Source organism: Pseudomonas sp. LBUM1644, assembly GCF_059716195.1.
The window spans coordinates 3,814,600-3,831,476 of the sequence record NZ_CP166812.1; the positions used below are offsets into that span (position 1 = coordinate 3,814,600).

The following is a 16,877-nucleotide window of genomic DNA, read 5'->3' on the forward strand; positions in this document are numbered from 1 at the left end:
GTGGCTCGGCATGCCCTCGCTTCGGTCCTGCTCCGTGGGCCCGCCGCCATCCATGCCGGGTTGCCCACTGCGCAGAACCTGCACTCGGCCTCTCGATGGGGCGGTGCGTCCAGATCAAAAGCGGAAGGCGAGCTAACGCTCGGCCTGATGAGTGGTGAGAAGCAAAAGCTGTTTGCCGATCCGCGTTGTTTTTCTGTAGGAGCGAGCTTGCTCGCGATGGACTCAAAGACACCGCGTTTCGCCAGTAAACACGCGTTATCGTTAACGACCATCGCGAGCAGGCTCGCTCCCACAATTTAGATTTTGTAGGGCGCGGGATTGGTGTTCGCCGCGAGCAGCGTTGAAGGACAGGCCGGCCGGTAGGCCGCCTCGCTGTTGCTGTTGCCTTGGTTTTTGATCTTCTTGCCCCATCGGCGGGCCGAGCGCAGGTTCTGCGCAGTGGGCAACCCGGCATGGATGCCGGGTTAGCCGCGCACGGCCATGGATGGCCGATCGCGGCGGGCCCACGGAGCAGGACCGGAGCGAGGGAACCCTGAGCCTCAGCGAAGGGCCGTACGCCAGGGGCAAGAGCCCTTGGTTACTTGGGGCTCTTCCAAGTGACTCGCTGTAAAAGCGAAACCAATAGCGGCCGTTACCGCAGAAACGGATATGTACACAAATACAACATCCCATCACCCCAACGGCGCCACCAACCGAGCAGCCAACACCTTCGCCTGGCTCGCCACATCCGTAACCGCCGTACTCTCCCACCACATCCCACGCAACGGCGGCCCCATGGCAAACAACCGACTGGCGACCTGCCCATCCGCCCCCAACACCGCGCCATCGATGGCTGCCGCAATCCCCAACGCCAACGGCCCCGGCCGAATAAGCCCGCGTGCCAGCAATTGCTGCGGCAACGGTCGAGCAACCCGGCGCCAGTCATATTCGATGCCGCTGGAATTGATCAACGCCGCACCGCTCACCACGGTGGTGCCTGCCTCGCCACGACGACGAATACGGATACTGACTTCACCGCCCGAGGACGGCTCAAGCCCCTTGAACGATGCCGCCTGAATCCGCAGACGCCCTTCCCCGTGAAGCCGCTCGACCAGTTCGGCGCTCAGCGGTGGAGAGCGATGGTGATGGCTTTCCCACCATGGCCGCACATGCCGCACAAACTGCCGGCGCTGCACGTCCGTCGCCTGACTCCATAACCGGCCTATATGCGCCCGCACAGTATCGAGCGGCGCTTGCCAGTCGATGCCTTGAGCGATGGCGTCCCGGCAATGCCTGCGCAATTCGCGCACCAGTTGGCGCGGTGAACGAATGCTCTGATCTTCAGCGAGAAAGTCCACCCAGGCAGGCGGCTGGCGGCGTACGTGCGGCAGCAAGCCATGCCGGGAAAACACTTCGATCGGCCCACGATGACCGGCCTGTTCCAACGACACCACGGCATCGACCATGGTCAGGCCCGACCCGACGATCAGCACCGTCGACTGCGGGTCGAGCTGCTGCATGGCGCTGACATCCCAGGGGTCGAGCGCGGCCGCATTCAAGCCACTGGACTCGGTTTGTGGCGTGCGCGCTGCCGCAAACATCCCCGTCGCGAGCACTGCGAATGCGCCCTGCAAGCGTTGCCCGTCGCTCAAGGTCAGCAGCACCGAATCGTCCCGGGTTTGCAGGTCAACCACCTCTGCTCGCACATGCTCCACCGTTGAACCCTTCAGCGCACCCAGCGCTTGCGACTCTGCCAGCCGTTGCTGCACGTACAGGCCGAAAATCCCTCGAGGCGGAAACAGTTCACTGACCGGTACATGCTGCTCGTCCGACGCCGGCCAGCCGCCGGCCGCAATGTACTCGGTCAGCCATTGGGTCAGGTCGTCGGCGTTGTCCGGGTCGACGCTCATGCGCGCCGCATTGCCGTTGAGCGTATGCCCTAACTCGACCGCGCTGTACGCCTCGCCCCGGCCCAGCTCGGCTCGGGGTTCTATCACCAGCACCGAGCGTTTGCCGGGCAACCGCAACAACTGCGCCGCCAGCATTGCGCCGCTGAGGCCGCCGCCGACGATCAGGATGTCCGCGTCACGGATGGCGGGAGTCGCCTGTCCGCCTTGGGTTTCAGTCATGCCGTTCTCACTCGTCAGTGGTTAACAGAATAAAAGTCGCGAATGAGCAGGCGCCGATCTCGACCCTCTCTGGGCGATGATAAGCGCCAAACCCCTGAAGCTTCATCAAGCAGTACCAAAGTAGGGTGCATCTTCCACCGCCCGCCGACGTAACGCCGCCAGGTCGCGATAACCCGCCCCCGGATGAGTCTCCGGCAACCGCGGCCCTCGCCGAACAACTTCTCGCGCAAGGTCCCTTTCGCGTATTCGGTCTTGTACACGCCACGCTTCTGCAACTCCGGCACCAACAACTCCACGGCGTCGATGAAGGTCTCGTGGGTCAGCGCATAGGCCAGGTTGAAGCCGTCGACATCGGTTTCTTCGACCCACTCCTGAAGCAGATCGGCGACGGTTTCCGGGCTGCCGACAAACAGTGGCCCAAATCCGCCAATGCCCACCCAGTCCGCCAGTTCGTTGGGCGTCCAGACCTTGTTCGGATCAGCCGTGGAAAACGCTTCCACTGCCGATTGAATCGCGTTGGTATGCACGTGTTTGAGCGGTTCATCCGGTTTGAACTGACTGAAATCAATCCCGGTCCAGCCCGAAATCAACGCCATTGCGCCTTCATGGCTGACCCAGGTCTTGTACTCCTCGAACTTGGCTTTGGCCTTGGCGTCGGTCTCGCCGAGGATCACCGTTTGCAGGTTGAAAATCAGCACTTTCGACGGGTCGCGCCCGGCCTCGGCGGCTCGTCGGCGGATGTCCGCGACGGTTTTCTTCAGCAGCACTTTCGACGGCGCCGCGACGAACACGCACTCGGCATGCTCGGCGGCAAACTGCTTGCCGCGACTCGACGCCCCGGCCTGATATAAAACCGGGGTGCGTTGTGGCGAAGGTTCGCAAAGGTGAATGCCCGGCACCTGGAAGTGTTGGCCAACGTGTTGGATCTCGTGGATTTTGCTCGGGTCACTGAAGATCCGGCGCTCGCGATCACGCAGGATGGCGCCCTCTTCCCAACTGCCTTCCCAAAGTTTGTAGCAAACCTGCAGATACTCTTCGGCGAAGTCGTAACGGGCATCGTGTTCGGTCTGGGCTTTCTGACCGAGGTTTTTCGCGCCACTCTCCAGATAAGACGTGACGATGTTCCAGCCGGCGCGGCCCTTGGTCAGGTGATCAAGGGTCGACAGGCGTCGGGCGAACGGATACGGGTGTTCGAAGGACAGCGACGCCGTCAGGCCAAAACCCAGATGTTCGGTGACCAGCGCCATCGGCGGGATCAGTTGCAGCGGATCGTTGACCGGCACCTGCGCCGCCTGACGGATCGCCGCGTCGCCGTTGCCGTTGTACACGTCGTAAATGCCCAGCACATCGGCAATGAACAACCCGTCGAACTTGCCCCGCTCGAGGATTTTCGCCAGGTCGGTCCAGTACTCCAGATCCTTGTACTGCCAGGAGCGATCCCGTGGGTGCGCCCACAACCCCGGCGACTGGTGACCGACACAGTTCATGTCAAAAGCGTTAAGACGAATTTCACGGGCCATCAAGCGGCGCTCCGAATTGAATACATCCAACGCTTTTGCAGGAGTCATGCCCGAACACAAATTCTATATATTTCAGCTATTTAACAAATCATTAGAGAAAGACATACAGCGTTGAAACAGCAAAGTGTCGATCCGCTGTTGATCGGCGAACAGTTAAATCACCACATTGCGCACGAACCGCACAGCCACCGGCCCGTCATTACGATAGGAATGCGGCTGGTTGCTGGCGAACATGAAAAACTCGCCGGCGCTGATGAGGTGCGGCACGTCGCCGACCATCAGTGTCAGGCAGCCTTCAAAGACGTAGAACTGTTCGTGCCAGCCATCGGCATCCGGCTCCGACGGGTAATGCTCGCCGGGTTCGAGGCGCCATTCCCAGAGTTCGACTTCGCGGGTGGCAGTGGCCTTGGCCAGCAACACCGCCTTGCTGCCGGGAATCGTACCGGCCCAGGCCAGTTCGTTAATGCGGCTATGGTCGCGGACATCGGGCGCCTGGATCAGATCGCTGAACGCCACATCCAATGCCTCGGCCACCCGGTCGAGGGTGGTCAGGCTGACATTTTTTTCACCGGCCTCGATGGCCACCAGCATCCGGCGGCTGACCCCGGACTTTTCGGCCAGTGCGATCTGGCTCATGTCGGCGGCATGACGCAGGCGTCGGACGTTCTGACTGACGTGCTGGAGAACGGAAGCCCGCGGCGTGGAATCTTTGTGCACTATATTGCTCACTGAGTGGGGTTGGGCAGTATACTGCGCAACATTCGGCGCATTGTGCGTCCCCCACAGGTAGCGCGCAAGGTTATGACGTCGGTGAACTCTCCCCAGGCTTCTTCCCGTTTCTCACGGTTCAGCAAGGCCGAGTGCGTGCTGGTGCTGATCACCATGGTCTGGGGTGGCACCTTTTTGCTGGTGCAGCACGCGATGACCGTCAGTGGGCCGATGTTTTTCGTCGGCCTGCGCTTTGCCGCCGCCGCGTGCATCGTCGCCCTGTTCTCCTGGCGCAGCCTGCGGGAATTGACCTTGTTCGAACTCAAGGCCGGGGCCTTTATCGGCGTGGCGATCATGCTCGGTTATGGGTTGCAGACCGTCGGGTTGCAGAGCATTCCCAGCAGCCAGTCCGCGTTTATCACCGCGCTGTACGTGCCGTTCGTGCCGCTGCTGCAATGGCTGGTGCTGGGGCGGCGTCCGGGACTGATGCCGAGCATCGGGATCATGCTGGCGTTTACCGGGTTGATGTTGTTGTCGGGGCCGGCTGGCGCGTCGTTCAATTTCAGCCCTGGTGAAATCGCCACGTTGATCAGTGCGATTGCCATTGCGGCAGAGATCATTCTGATCAGTACGTACGCCGGCCAGGTCGATGTGCGGCGGGTGACAGTGGTGCAATTAGCAACCACGTCGGTGCTGGCGTTGCTGATGGTGGTACCAACGCGGGAAGTGATCCCGGACTTTTCATGGTTCTTGCTGTGCAGTGCACTCGGCCTCGGCGCGGCCAGTGCGGCGATTCAGGTGGCGATGAACTGGGCACAGCAGAGCGTTTCACCGACGCGGGCGACGTTGATTTACGCGGGTGAGCCCGTGTGGGCCGGGATCGTCGGACGGATCGCCGGGGAGCGGTTACCGGCGATTGCGTTGGTGGGCGCGGGGTTGATTGTGGCGGCGGTGATTGTCAGTGAGTTGAAGACCAAGGGTAAGGGTGTAGTCGAGGTTGATGAAGCGCTGGAGAGCAAAAGCGGCAATTAAACAGCAAGAGCAAAAGATCGTAGCCTGCATACCTCTGTAGGAGCTGCCGAAGGCTGCGATCTTTTCAAGCCACCCCATCCTTCGAAACAATGTGAATCAGGCTTTTTCCGTCTACCGTGTAGGATTCTGCGACAGCTTGCCGTTTGGTGATCCGGGGACTGGCACGTATGATGCTTCACAAACTTCCGCAGATTAGAAGCCTATGTCCCTGATAGTTCTACTGCTTCTGCCTTTTATCGGCAGCTGTCTGGCCGCTTTGTTGCCACACAACGCGCGTAATACAGAATCGTTGCTGGCTGGTTTGGTGGCCCTCATCGGCACCGTTCAGGTCGCTCTCCTGTACCCGCAGATCGCCCATGGCGGCGTGATTCGCGAAGAATTCTTCTGGTTACCCAGCCTTGGCCTGAACTTCGTTCTGCACATGGACGGGTTCGCCTGGCTGTTCTCACTGCTGGTGTTGGGCATCGGCACGCTGGTTTCCCTGTACGCCCGCTACTACATGTCGCCGGACGATCCGGTGCCGCGGTTTTTTGCGTTTTTCCTGGCGTTCATGGGCGCCATGCTGGGGCTGGTGATTTCCGGCAACCTGATCCAGATCGTGTTTTTCTGGGAGCTGACCAGCCTCTTCTCGTTCCTGTTGATCGGTTACTGGCACCACCGTGCTGACGCGCGACGCGGCGCCTACATGGCGTTGATGGTCACCGGCGCAGGCGGTTTGTGCTTGCTGGCGGGGGTCATGCTGCTTGGCCATGTGGTGGGCAGCTATGACCTGGACAAGGTCCTGGCCGCCGGCGACCTGATTCGCGCACATGCCCTTTATCCCATTCTGCTGCCCCTGATCCTGATCGGCGCCCTGAGCAAAAGCGCGCAATTCCCCTTCCACTTCTGGCTGCCCCACGCCATGGCGGCGCCGACACCGGTCTCGGCTTATCTGCACTCGGCGACCATGGTCAAGGCCGGGGTGTTCCTGCTCGCACGGCTGTGGCCGTCGCTGTCCGGCAGTGAAGAATGGTTCTACATCGTCAGCGGCGCCGGCGCCTGCACCCTGCTGCTCGGCGCGTATTGCGCGATGTTCCAGAACGATCTCAAGGGCCTGCTGGCCTATTCGACCATCAGCCATCTGGGCCTGATCACCCTGCTGCTGGGCCTGAACAGTCCGCTGGCCGCCGTGGCCGCGGTGTTCCACATCCTCAACCACGCCACCTTCAAGGCTTCGCTGTTCATGGCCGCCGGGATCATCGATCACGAGAGCGGCACCCGCGACATTCGGCGGCTCAGTGGCCTGATCAAGCTGATTCCGTTCACCGCCACGCTGGCCATGGTCGCCAGCGCCTCCATGGCCGGTGTGCCGCTGCTCAACGGCTTCCTCTCGAAAGAAATGTTCTTCGCCGAAACCGTGTTCATTAACGCCACGGCCTGGATCGAGACGAGCCTGCCGATCGTCGCGACCATCGCCGGGACCTTCAGCGTCGCCTATTCGCTGCGCTTCACCGTTGACGTGTTCTTTGGCCCGACCGCCACCGACCTGCCGCACACCCCGCACGAACCGCCGCGCTGGATGCGGGCGCCGGTGGAACTGCTGGTGTTCACGTGCCTGATCGTCGGGATATTCCCCGCTCAAGTGGTCGGCGCGCTGCTGGCCGCCGCCGCCCTGCCGGTGGTGGGCGGCACCTTGCCGGAATACAGCCTGGCGATCTGGCACGGCTGGAATGCGCCGATGATCATGAGCCTGATTGCCATGTCCGGTGGCATCGTGCTGTACCTGCTGCTGCGTAATCAGCTCAAGCGTGGACGCTTCAAATACCCGCCGATCATTGGCCGGTTCAACGGCAAGCGCCTGTTCGAGCGCAGCCTGGTGATCATGATGCGCCTGGCCCGTCGCCTGGAGCGGCGGATCAGCACCCGGCGCCTGCAAACCCAATTGTTCCTGATCGTGTTGGCGGCGCTGCTGGCCGGGCTGATCCCGATGCTCCACAGCAGCCTGAGCTGGGGCGACCGGCCGAAGATTCCGGGCTCGATCGTCTTCGTGACCCTCTGGCTGCTGGCGATTGCCTGTGCCCTCGGCGCGGCGTGGCAGGCCAAGTATCACCGGCTGGCGGCCCTGACCATGGTCAGCGTCTGTGGCCTGATGACCTGCATCACCTTTGTCTGGTTCTCCGCGCCGGACCTGGCGTTGACGCAACTGGTGGTCGAAGTGGTGACCACGGTACTGATCCTGCTGGGCCTGCGCTGGTTGCCTCGGCGAATCGAAGAAGTCTCGCCGTTGCCAAGCAGCCTGCGCAAGGCACGCATCCGGCGTATCCGCGACCTGCTGTTGTCGACCGTAGTCGGCGGCGGCATGGCGCTGCTGGCCTACGCGATGCTGACACGCCAGACGCCGAACGATATTTCTTCGTTCTACCTCAGTCGCGCCCTGCCTGAAGGTGGCGGCAGCAACGTGGTCAACGTGATGCTGGTGGACTTCCGTGGTTTCGACACCCTGGGTGAAATCACCGTGCTGGTCGCGGTGGCCCTGACGGTGTTCGCCCTGCTGCGCCGCTTCCGTCCGCCAAAAGAAAGCCTGCAGTTGCCCGCTCAACAGCGATTGCTGGCGCCGGACGTGGTCACCGACCTGGTCAACCCGCGCCACGCCAGTGACACCGCGCTCGGCTTCATGATGGTGCCGGCGGTGCTGGTGCGCCTGTTGCTGCCGGTTGCGTTTGTGGTCTCGGTCTACCTGTTCATGCGCGGCCACAATCAACCGGGCGGCGGTTTTGTCGCCGGGCTGGTGATGTCGGTGGCGTTCATCCTGCAATACATGGTCGCCGGCACCCAGTGGGTCGAGGCACAAATGAGCCTGCGACCGCTGCGCTGGATGGGCACGGGCTTGCTGTTCGCCACGGCCACCGGGCTGGGTGCGATGCTCGTCGGGTATCCGTTCCTGACCACCCATACCTGGCACCTCGAACTGCCGGTGCTGGGCGACATTCACATCGCCAGCGCACTGTTCTTCGACATTGGCGTCTACGCCGTGGTGGTCGGTTCGACGCTGTTGATCCTGACCGCCCTCGCCCACCAATCGGTTCGCGGCCACAAAACCGCTGCCCAGCCTAAACCCGTCGCCACGCAAGGAGCCGTCTGATGGAAGAAGTCATCGCAATCGCCGTCGGCGTACTCGCCGCGTCCGGCGTCTGGCTGATCCTGCGGCCACGAACCTTCCAGGTGGTCATGGGCCTGTGCCTGCTGTCTTACGGCGTCAACCTGTTCATCTTCAGCATGGGCAGCCTGTTCATCGGCAAGGAACCGATCATCAAGGACGGCGTGCCGCAAGACTTGTTGCATTACACCGACCCGTTGCCGCAAGCACTGGTACTGACCGCGATCGTCATCAGCTTCGCCATGACCGCGCTGTTCCTGGTGGTGTTGCTGGCGTCTCGCGGCTTGACCGGGACCGACCATGTGGATGGCCGGGAGCCTAAAGAATGAATGCAATGACGCACCTGATCGCCGCACCAATTCTGCTGCCCCTTCTGACCGCCGCCATCATGTTAATGCTCGGCGAACGGCACCGCCCGCTCAAGGCCAGGATCAACCTGATCTCCAGCCTTCTGGGCCTGGGGATTTCGGTGTTGCTGCTGCAATGGACGCAAACCACCGGCGTGCCCGGTTCCATTGGCGTGTACTTGCCCGGGAACTGGCAAGTGCCATTCGGCCTGGTGCTGGTGGTCGATCGCCTGTCGGCGCTGATGCTGGTCCTGACCGGCATCATCGGCGTCAGCGCCCTGCTGTTCGCCATGGCCCGCTGGGACGGCGCCGGTTCGAGCTTCCACGCATTGTTCCAGATTCAGCTGATGGGCCTCTACGGCGCCTTCCTGACCGCGGACCTGTTCAACCTGTTCGTGTTTTTCGAAGTGCTGCTGGCCGCCTCCTACGGTTTAATGCTGCACGGCTCGGGCCGGGCGCGGGTGTCCTCGGGGTTGCATTACATCTCGATCAACCTGCTGGCCTCGTCGCTGTTCCTGATTGGCGCGGCGCTGATCTATGGCGTCACGGGCACGCTGAACATGGCCGACCTGGCACTGAAGATCCCGCTGGTGCCGGAAGCCGATCGCGGGCTGCTGCATGCCGGTGCGGGGATTCTCGCGGTGGCGTTCCTGGCCAAGGCCGGGATGTGGCCACTGAATTTCTGGCTGGTACCGGCCTATTCCTCGGCCAGTGCGCCCGTTGCGGCGATGTTCGCCATCATGACCAAGGTCGGCGTCTACACCTTGCTGCGTTTGTGGACGCTGCTGTTCTCCGGCCAGGCCGGCGCCTCGGCGTACTTTGGTGGCGACTGGCTGATCTACGGCGGCATGGCGACCATCGTGTGCGCCGCGGTGGCGATCCTCGCGGCGCAACGCCTGGAACGCATGGCCAGCCTGAGCATTCTGGTATCGGCGGGGATCTTGCTATCGGCCGTCGGCTTCGCCCAGCCGAACCTGATCGGCGCGGCCTTGTTCTATCTCGTCAGCTCGACCCTGGCCTTGAGTGCTCTGTTCCTGCTGGCCGAGTTGATCGAGCGTTCGCGTTCAGTCAGTGAATTGACCTTGTTCGATGACGGCGATCTGCTGCCACGGGTGATGGCATCCGCGCAGCCGGTCAAAGGTTTCAACCTCGATGATGAACAGAAAGCCGTGGTCGGCCAGGTGATTCCCTGGACCAAGGCCTTCCTCGGCTTGAGTTTCATTGCCTGCGCGTTGCTGATCATCGGCATGCCACCGCTCTCGGGATTCATCGGCAAACTCGGCCTGCTCAGCGCCCTGCTCAATCCGCTGGGCCTGGGCAATGGCAGCACTGAGCCGATATCTAATGCGGCGTGGGGCTTGCTGGCGTTGTTGATCCTGTCCGGGCTGGCGTCGCTGATCGCCTTCTCGCGCCTGGGCATCCAGCGCTTCTGGACGCCGCAAGAACGGCCGTCGCCGTTGCTGCGACGGCTCGAGTGCGTGCCCATCGTGGCGCTGTTGGGGCTGAGCATTCTGCTGACGTTCAAGGCCGAACCGCTGCTGCGTTATACCCAGGCCGCCGCCGGTGCCTTGAACAACCCGCAGCAATACGTGATGGCCGTGCTCGGCACCCGCGTGGTGCCGAGCCCTGAAGCCAAGGCAGCGATGCTGGAGGTGCAACCATGAAACGTCTGTTTCCTGCACCATGGTTGTCGCTGGCGCTATGGGTGTTGTGGCTGGTGTTGAACCTGTCGATGAGCGCCGGCAACTTGCTGCTCGGCGCTGTGCTGGGGTTATGCGCGCCGCTGATGATGCGCAAGTTGCGACCATTGCCGATCCGCATTCGCCGGCCCGGGGTGATCCTGCGCCTGTTTGTTCTCGTCGGTCGCGACGTGCTGGCGTCCAACCTCGCCGTGGCCTGGGGTGTGCTCAACGCGGGTCGCCGCCCGCCTCGCTCTCGGTTCGTCAAAGTCCCGCTGGACCTGCGGGACGCCAATGGCCTGGCCGCGCTGTCGATGATCTGCACGGTGGTGCCCGGCACAGTCTGGTCGGAACTGGCGCTGGACCGCAGCATCCTGTTGCTGCACGTCTTCGATCTGGGTGACGAAGCGCTGTTCGTCCAGCACTTCAAGGCCGCCTATGAGCGCCCGCTGATGGAGATTTTCGAATGAGCGAGTGGTTGTCGAACGCGATCCTGTTGAGCCTGTTCCTCTTTTCCCTGGCGATGATCCTGACCCTGATCCGCCTGTTCAAAGGGCCGTCGGCCCAGGACCGGGTGCTGGCGCTGGACTACCTGTACATCATCGCGATGCTGATGATGCTGACGCTGGGTATTCGTTATGCCAGTGACACGTACTTTGAGGCGGCGCTGCTGATTGCGCTGTTCGGCTTCGTCGGCTCGTTTGCCCTGGCGAAATTCCTGCTGCGCGGCGAGGTGATCGAATGAGCGCGGAACTGTCTCTGTGGATTGAGATTCCAGTGGCGATCCTGCTGGTGCTCAGCAGCCTGTTTGCGTTGATTGGCGCGATTGGCCTGCTGCGGATGAAGGATTACTTCCAGCGCATGCACCCGCCAGCGCTGGCGTCGACACTGGGCGCCTGGTGCGTGGCCCTGGCGTCGATTATTTATTTCTCGGCGCTCAAGTCCGGGCCGGTGCTGCATGCCTGGCTGATACCGATTCTGTTGTCGATCACGGTGCCGGTGACGACCCTGCTGCTGGCGCGGGCGGCGTTGTTCCGCAAGCGCATGGCCGGGGATGATGTGCCCGCTGAAGTCAGCAGCCGCCGCACGAAAAGCAACCTGTAGGAGCTGCCGCAGGCTGCGATCTTTTGATCTTGTTTTTTAGAATCAAAAGATCGCAGCCTGCGGCAGCTCCTACAGGCGGCAGCTCAGATCCAGGCGACGGCCAACAACCCCGCCCCCAACACCACACACAACGGCGAATAAGCCCAGGTATCCAGCCGGGCAAATTCCGAATCCTTGACCTGCTTGAAAAACCCCATCAGGTTCGAATCGCCGATGGCCCGGGCGAACATCAGCATGGCGATGGCGCTGATCAACCATTGCAGCCACCAATGATGCACCGTTGGCAGATAGAGGCCGACTCGCAGGCACACCAACATCGCAATCAGCAGCAACCCCACCGCCACCAGCAACGTCGCAAAGCCAGAAGGCTTGAACGCAGGCCGTGATTCGCCGCCGTTTTCCCCGGGCACCCGCGGCACCGCCGCCTCGCTGCCCAACGTGCCTCCCGCCGCCCAGTACAGGTGGACCAGGCTAATCAACAGGAAGATTGCAGCCATCCATTGCGCGACCATTAGGCTCATATTCAGACATCCAGCGTGAAATGTTGCAGGAGGATGGACTTCATTGAAGGATTTTGTAAGGGTATTCGACAGTGGTGGCGGGCGGCCATTGGTCGCTGATCAACGAGTTCGCGCCGCCCTGGCACCGCGTTATTTCAACTCGGCCGACACCTTATCTGCCACATCCTTGGGCACCCAGGCCTGCCACACGTCCGGATGCGCCTTCATGAACGCCTCGGCGGCAGGACGCGGTGCGGTGTGTTTTTCGCTCATCTCGGCCAGCGCCTTGTTCAACGGCTCAATCGGAAAATCGACCTTGCTGAAGAAATCGGCAATCTGCGGATACTGCTTCTGGAACGGCGTGGAGACACCAATGGACAGCTTGGAAGCCAATGAGCGAGTCGGTTTTGGATCTGGATTGTCGGCATCGGTCAGGGTTTTCCAGGCTTCAGCGTCGAACGGTGGCTCTTCGAGCTGGACCAGTTTGAAACGACCGAGCAACGGCGTCGGCGACCAGTAATAGAACAGCACTGGTTTGCCGCGACGGATCGACGAACTGATCTCCGCGTCCAGCGCCGCCCCGGAACCGCTGCGGAAATTCACGTAGCTGTCGTCCAGGCCATAGGCCTTGAGCTTCTGTTTGTTGACCACTTCCGAGGTCCAGCCGATCGGACTGTTGAGAAAGCGCCCCTTGCCCGGGCTTTCCGGGTCGCTGAACACGCCCTTGTAGCGCGGCAGGTCGCTGACACTGCGCAGGTCCGGCGCCAGCGCCTTGATGCCCTTCGCCGGGTCGCCCTTGATCACATATTCCGGCACCCACCAACCTTCGGTGGCGCCCTTGACCGTATCACCGAGACTCACGACCTTGCCTTCGGCCTCCGCCTTGACCCAGACCGGACTGCGACCGGCCCATTCTTCGCCAATGACTTGAATGTCATTGTTGGCCAGCGCGGTCTCCAGAGTAATGGTGGTGCCCGGCAAGGTATCGGTGGGCAGGCCGTACCCCTTTTCGACAATGATGCGCAGGATATCGGTGATCAGACTGCCGCTTTCCCAGTTCAGGTCGGCGAAGTGGATGGGCGTCTGGGCAGCGAATACCGGAGCGGGCGAAGCCAACAACCCGAACGTGGCCAGGGACGCGGCCAGTAACCGTCGAAATCCGTTCATGCTTTTGCACCTCGTGCTGTTCACAGCATTAGCAGGATGGCCTGGCAGAAGACCGCAAGCCTCAAAATACTCAGTCCACTGACTGTAGTAGAGGTTCCTGCTTTCGAGGGGTGACGATTAATTTTCGGAAAGATCCTGCAAGCCTGGAGCCATTACTCGCTGGCTTTGAACGTCACCAATTCACCCTTGCGCCATTTGGCGGCCTTGGCGGTCACGGCTTTCAAGGTTTTGGTCAAGCCGTCCTGCAATTGTTGGTGAGCGGCGAACACCATCACCACGCTGTGACCTTCCTTGAACACAATCCCGTGGCCATCAGCCGTGGTCACGAACGCGTAATCGCCCAATCCGTAAACCGTCAGTTTGATATCGCGGAACTTGATGTCCAACTTGCCGCCTTCGCGACTGGGTAACACTGAGGCGCTGAAATGATCGCCGACCTTGAGTTTCAGGCCTGGCTTGTCATCCACCACCAGGGCCGATTCGGTGTCGATCTCGGCAATGTAAATGCCTTCGGCGTTCTGTTCGGTGATGTAAACAAAACGTGACTGGAACTGTTTGACCAGCTTTGCGCGCAAATCACCCAGCACGAACAAAGCATGCATATCGAGATTACTTACTGCCAAGGAAACATCCCCACATCTGAAAATGATGCCGCACGCTAAAAAGCTCGCAGCAGAGAAAAGCGGCCATAGGAAAAAACGTTTCTAGCGGTCAGAGAAAACCGGACTATCAACTTTAGGGAAAAAACTCTTTTAAAAAAGCACTTTTCCGACATGTCACTCGCAAAAAATTGCTTGGGATGAACATCAATCGCTGCCCAGTGACGGTGATTCTAGAGCAGCGATGCTCATTGAGACTACCCATAACGACGTACACACGTCGGCAAATCAACGAAAAGGACGCCTGGAGGCGTTTAACCGGCCGTGTCTGAGGACGTTTCGTCATGCCGATGAGTTAACTCAGCCGCCAACTGGCAACTACTGCCATACTGCCCGACCAATGAAACCGTGCCCATGGCGCACGGTGTTCAATACAACAGCATATTTCCAAGGGAAGGCTGCAACGTGACGGAATTTGATATCGGCGAATTTTTTATCCGGGGCGAAGCCAGAGAAATCGAAGGCGAATTCCAGGCAGTCATCGTCATGCGCGCCAAACCACCGCTCACCACCGTGACCTATCACCAGGTCGAGAAGGATCGCTGGTTCAAGACCTCGGACGTTGCGGCTATCGCGGCCCAGGAAGCCGCCAAGGCGTTGAAGCTTGCCGTCGACGATGGCGCATTGAAAGCCTGAGGTTCGGGTTTGCGGTCTATGCTCACTCCTGATTTTGCACATCGCTTTCGAACTCCTGAGACGCGGCTGCCTCAGATGCTATGAAGCCGCACTCAGATCTCGCACACGACGCGACAAGCAAGGAGATGAACATGGATGCACCCACACATGACTTGAAAGGTTTGTTCGACCAACTCGGTCTGGAGTCCAGCGAGAAGGCCATCGACGATTTCATCGCCAGTCATTCACCGCTGGCAGACGACAAGAAACTCATCGATGCCGAATTCTGGACGCCACAACAAGCAGGCTTTCTGAAAGAGCAGCTGCGCGAAGACGCCGATTGGGCGCGGGTGGTCGACGACCTGAACTTGCGCATGCACCAGTTGCACTAACGCGAATGTGACCACTGTTACTGTAGGAGCTGCCGAAGGCTGCGATCTTTTGATCTTCGTCGACGATCAAAATCAAGATCAAAAGATCGCAGCCTTCGGCAGCTCCTACAATTTATCGCGGCTTTTGCGGTTTATAGCCCAACCGCAAACCACCCCAATGCCTTCCCTTGAGCATGATCGGCACCGATAGGTCGTGCATCAGTTCACCCGTGTCCCGCGTGTAGGTTTGCAACAGCACCGCCTGTTGATGGCTGCCACAACGGATACCGGTACGATCGGCGAATTTGCGCTTGGTACGATTCTGCAACGCATCGACTTGCGCATCCCCGGTCAGCGGCTGGCTGAACACGGTGTTATGCGTCGGTACATAGCCTTGCTGCGTGCAGGCAATGGCGAACACCAAGCCTTCATGGCGCGGCAACAACGGTTCCTGAATCGTCGGCAGGACCTGATCGGTGTAGCGGTCGAAACGGGTCTGGTACTTGGCCGGGCTGGTATTGGGAATCGGCTGATAAGTGCGGTCGAACAGGTCGTCAAGGCTGACACGTCCCTGGTCGATATCCGCTTCGAAACGTGCCGCAATCTGACTCGCGCCTTCGCGGGCCAGGTCATAAATCCGCTGGTGATAGTCATCCAGCCCCACTTCAGCGAGGCGCTCGCTGATGGTCTCAGCCTGCCCTTCCATTTGCACCGCGGCCTGAGCCAGGCGCCGGGTCTGCTGATCGCTGATCGCCAGGTCGCTGCGCATCTGCTCGATGGCCTGAAACAGGCTGTCGAGCTGTTCGCGATTGGTGTCTGCCCCCCGTGCGATTTCCCCGACCTGGCGTTCTACGCTGGCGGCCAGATGCGCGATGTTTTCCAAGTGCTGCCCGGTGTGTTCGACTTGCTTGACGCCGGTGTCGAGGTCGCTGGAGAGCCCGCGGATCTGTTCCACCACTTGCGCGGTGCGCTGCTGGATGTCGGCGACCATCTCCCCAACTTCGCCGGTCGCTGACGCGGTGCGTGCCGCCAGCCCGCGAACCTCATCGGCCACCACGGCAAACCCACGACCGTGTTCCCCGGCCCGCGCTGCTTCGATTGCCGCGTTCAATGCCAGCAGGTTGGTCTGGCTGGCGATGGACTGGATAACCAGGGTGACACGCTGGATATCGTCACTGCGCAGGCTCAGGGCTTCAATCAGTTCACGGCTGTTACTGGCGCGCTGGCTGAGTTGATGCATACGGGCAATGGACTCGATCAACTCCGTACGCCCGGCCGCGCTGCTCTGATGCGCTTCGCTGGCGGCACTGAGGGCTTCTCGACTGAGTGTCGAGGTGGCTTGCTCGGTGGCAATCATCACTTCGGCGTTGCTGACGATTTGCGCGGCGGCGCCGAGTTGCGATTGCAGTTTGTCGGCCAGTTGCTTGACCGAGAAGGCCACGCCGGCGGCAGACAATGCGTTATGACTGGTGGTGTAGGAAAGATCGCGAGTCAACGTGCCGAGGGTGTCGGAGTTGTCTACGCCGGATGCCTCAGGAATGGAGCGCGAACGCAGTCGAGGCAGCCAGATAATCAGCACAGCCAATGGCAAACCCAGGTAAAGCGACCAGCCACCCGGAATGGTGCCGCACAGCAAGAGCATCAGGGCGATGCTTTGCAGGGTTGGCGTCAGCCAAAGGTTTTTCGGTACAAGTACGGGCGCAGGCATAGCCCCGACCGGAGATCCGTCTCGCGTCATCTTAGTCACCCCACGTGCCTTCTAATTGTTGTATCCGCATTTAACGCCACTATGAGGCCATTATCCATGGTCCATTAGTCGTGGGCGTTGCAGCCGATCAATAAGAAGTGGGGGGGATTATTTCTGCAGGCGTTGAAAAGCAAAGATCGCAGCCTGCGGCAGCTCCTACAGGGGTTACGTGTAGGGGCTGCCG

15 protein-coding genes and 1 pseudogene are annotated in these 16,877 nt (G+C 60.8%); 9 read left to right on the top strand and 7 right to left on the bottom strand.

Features of this window, described 5'->3' with window-relative positions; all coding sequences use genetic code 11:
• Positions 1–671: 671 nt before the first annotated feature.
• The 3 genes and pseudogenes from ACA052_RS17215 to ACA052_RS17225 all read right to left on the bottom strand — a co-directional run bounded on the left by ACA052_RS17215 (position 672) and on the right by ACA052_RS17225 (position 4,345).
• Complete coding sequence (locus tag ACA052_RS17215) at positions 672–2,108, bottom strand: FAD/NAD(P)-binding protein (RefSeq protein WP_497645942.1); 1,437 nt, start codon at positions 2,106–2,108, stop codon at positions 672–674.
• Positions 2,109–2,213: 105 nt separating this feature from the next.
• Positions 2,214–3,628, bottom strand: a pseudogene (locus ACA052_RS17220) (LLM class flavin-dependent oxidoreductase).
• Positions 3,629–3,781: 153 nt separating this feature from the next.
• Positions 3,782–4,345, bottom strand: coding sequence for a helix-turn-helix domain-containing protein (locus tag ACA052_RS17225; RefSeq protein ID WP_497645943.1), 564 nt, complete (start codon positions 4,343–4,345; stop codon positions 3,782–3,784).
• A 15-nt stretch (positions 4,346–4,360) separates the two neighbouring features.
• Between ACA052_RS17225 and ACA052_RS17230 the strand changes: the two genes are divergently transcribed.
• The 7 genes from ACA052_RS17230 to ACA052_RS17260 all read left to right on the top strand — a co-directional run bounded on the left by ACA052_RS17230 (position 4,361) and on the right by ACA052_RS17260 (position 11,634).
• Entirely contained in the window at positions 4,361–5,368 is a 1,008-nt protein-coding gene (locus ACA052_RS17230) for a DMT family transporter (RefSeq protein ID WP_497645944.1), read from the top strand.
• A gap of 202 nt (positions 5,369–5,570) precedes the next feature.
• Positions 5,571–8,489 (top strand): monovalent cation/H+ antiporter subunit A, encoded by a 2,919-nt coding sequence (locus tag ACA052_RS17235; protein ID WP_497645945.1) that lies wholly within the window; start codon positions 5,571–5,573, stop codon positions 8,487–8,489.
• Positions 8,489–8,833 carry a Na+/H+ antiporter subunit C gene (locus ACA052_RS17240; RefSeq protein WP_497645946.1) on the top strand — a complete coding sequence of 115 codons (345 nt, stop codon included), beginning with the start codon at positions 8,489–8,491 and terminating at the stop codon, positions 8,831–8,833. Before ACA052_RS17235 ends, ACA052_RS17240 begins: the two co-directional genes overlap by 1 nt.
• Positions 8,830–10,515: a monovalent cation/H+ antiporter subunit D gene (locus tag ACA052_RS17245; RefSeq protein WP_497645947.1), complete on the top strand. Its 1,686-nt coding sequence runs from the start codon at positions 8,830–8,832 to the stop codon at positions 10,513–10,515. Before ACA052_RS17240 ends, ACA052_RS17245 begins: the two co-directional genes overlap by 4 nt.
• Positions 10,512–11,000 carry a Na+/H+ antiporter subunit E gene (locus tag ACA052_RS17250; RefSeq protein ID WP_497645948.1) on the top strand — a complete coding sequence of 163 codons (489 nt, stop codon included), beginning with the start codon at positions 10,512–10,514 and terminating at the stop codon, positions 10,998–11,000. The genes ACA052_RS17245 and ACA052_RS17250 overlap by 4 nt, the downstream gene beginning before the upstream one ends.
• Positions 10,997–11,275, top strand: coding sequence for a K+/H+ antiporter subunit F (locus ACA052_RS17255; protein ID WP_497645949.1), 279 nt, complete (start codon positions 10,997–10,999; stop codon positions 11,273–11,275). The genes ACA052_RS17250 and ACA052_RS17255 overlap by 4 nt, the downstream gene beginning before the upstream one ends.
• Positions 11,272–11,634 carry a Na+/H+ antiporter subunit G gene (locus tag ACA052_RS17260; protein WP_497645950.1) on the top strand — a complete coding sequence of 121 codons (363 nt, stop codon included), beginning with the start codon at positions 11,272–11,274 and terminating at the stop codon, positions 11,632–11,634. The genes ACA052_RS17255 and ACA052_RS17260 overlap by 4 nt, the downstream gene beginning before the upstream one ends.
• An 83-nt stretch (positions 11,635–11,717) precedes the next feature.
• Here ACA052_RS17260 and ACA052_RS17265 read toward each other — a convergent pair whose 3' ends face one another.
• The 3 genes from ACA052_RS17265 to ACA052_RS17275 form a co-directional block, all read right to left on the bottom strand.
• Complete coding sequence (locus ACA052_RS17265; RefSeq protein ID WP_497645951.1) at positions 11,718–12,155, bottom strand: DUF3995 domain-containing protein; 438 nt, start codon at positions 12,153–12,155, stop codon at positions 11,718–11,720.
• 129 nt (positions 12,156–12,284) lie between these two features.
• On the bottom strand, positions 12,285–13,301 hold the full coding sequence (locus ACA052_RS17270; protein WP_497645952.1) for an ABC transporter substrate-binding protein: 1,017 nt from the start codon (positions 13,299–13,301) through the stop codon (positions 12,285–12,287).
• Positions 13,302–13,453: 152 nt separating this feature from the next.
• Positions 13,454–13,924: a hypothetical protein gene (locus tag ACA052_RS17275; protein WP_497645953.1), complete on the bottom strand. Its 471-nt coding sequence runs from the start codon at positions 13,922–13,924 to the stop codon at positions 13,454–13,456.
• 441 nt (positions 13,925–14,365) lie between these two features.
• Here ACA052_RS17275 and ACA052_RS17280 point away from each other — a divergent pair, with 441 nt between their 5' ends.
• Complete coding sequence (locus tag ACA052_RS17280) at positions 14,366–14,596, top strand: hypothetical protein (RefSeq protein WP_497645954.1); 231 nt, start codon at positions 14,366–14,368, stop codon at positions 14,594–14,596.
• Between the two features lie 131 nt (positions 14,597–14,727).
• On the top strand, positions 14,728–14,967 hold the full coding sequence (locus ACA052_RS17285) for a DUF2789 domain-containing protein (RefSeq protein ID WP_497645955.1): 240 nt from the start codon (positions 14,728–14,730) through the stop codon (positions 14,965–14,967).
• A gap of 112 nt (positions 14,968–15,079) precedes the next feature.
• Here ACA052_RS17285 and ACA052_RS17290 read toward each other — a convergent pair whose 3' ends face one another.
• Complete coding sequence (locus ACA052_RS17290) at positions 15,080–16,684, bottom strand: methyl-accepting chemotaxis protein (RefSeq protein ID WP_497645956.1); 1,605 nt, start codon at positions 16,682–16,684, stop codon at positions 15,080–15,082.
• Positions 16,685–16,877 lie beyond the last annotated feature (193 nt).

What these genes read in the sequence shown, in the direction of transcription:
- ACA052_RS17215 (WP_497645942.1), bottom strand. Translation starts at nt 2,108, where the DNA reads ATGACTGAAACCCAAGGCGGACAGGCGACTCCCGCCATCCGTGACGCG.
- ACA052_RS17245 (WP_497645947.1), top strand. Translation starts at nt 8,830, where the DNA reads ATGAATGCAATGACGCACCTGATCGCCGCACCAATTCTGCTGCCCCTT.
- ACA052_RS17240 (WP_497645946.1), top strand. Translation starts at nt 8,489, where the DNA reads ATGGAAGAAGTCATCGCAATCGCCGTCGGCGTACTCGCCGCGTCCGGC.
- ACA052_RS17290 (WP_497645956.1), bottom strand. Translation starts at nt 16,684, where the DNA reads ATGACGCGAGACGGATCTCCGGTCGGGGCTATGCCTGCGCCCGTACTT.
- ACA052_RS17265 (WP_497645951.1), bottom strand. Translation starts at nt 12,155, where the DNA reads ATGAGCCTAATGGTCGCGCAATGGATGGCTGCAATCTTCCTGTTGATT.
- ACA052_RS17285 (WP_497645955.1), top strand. Translation starts at nt 14,728, where the DNA reads ATGGATGCACCCACACATGACTTGAAAGGTTTGTTCGACCAACTCGGT.
- ACA052_RS17235 (WP_497645945.1), top strand. Translation starts at nt 5,571, where the DNA reads ATGTCCCTGATAGTTCTACTGCTTCTGCCTTTTATCGGCAGCTGTCTG.
- ACA052_RS17270 (WP_497645952.1), bottom strand. Translation starts at nt 13,301, where the DNA reads ATGAACGGATTTCGACGGTTACTGGCCGCGTCCCTGGCCACGTTCGGG.
- ACA052_RS17255 (WP_497645949.1), top strand. Translation starts at nt 10,997, where the DNA reads ATGAGCGAGTGGTTGTCGAACGCGATCCTGTTGAGCCTGTTCCTCTTT.
- ACA052_RS17250 (WP_497645948.1), top strand. Translation starts at nt 10,512, where the DNA reads ATGAAACGTCTGTTTCCTGCACCATGGTTGTCGCTGGCGCTATGGGTG.
- ACA052_RS17260 (WP_497645950.1), top strand. Translation starts at nt 11,272, where the DNA reads ATGAGCGCGGAACTGTCTCTGTGGATTGAGATTCCAGTGGCGATCCTG.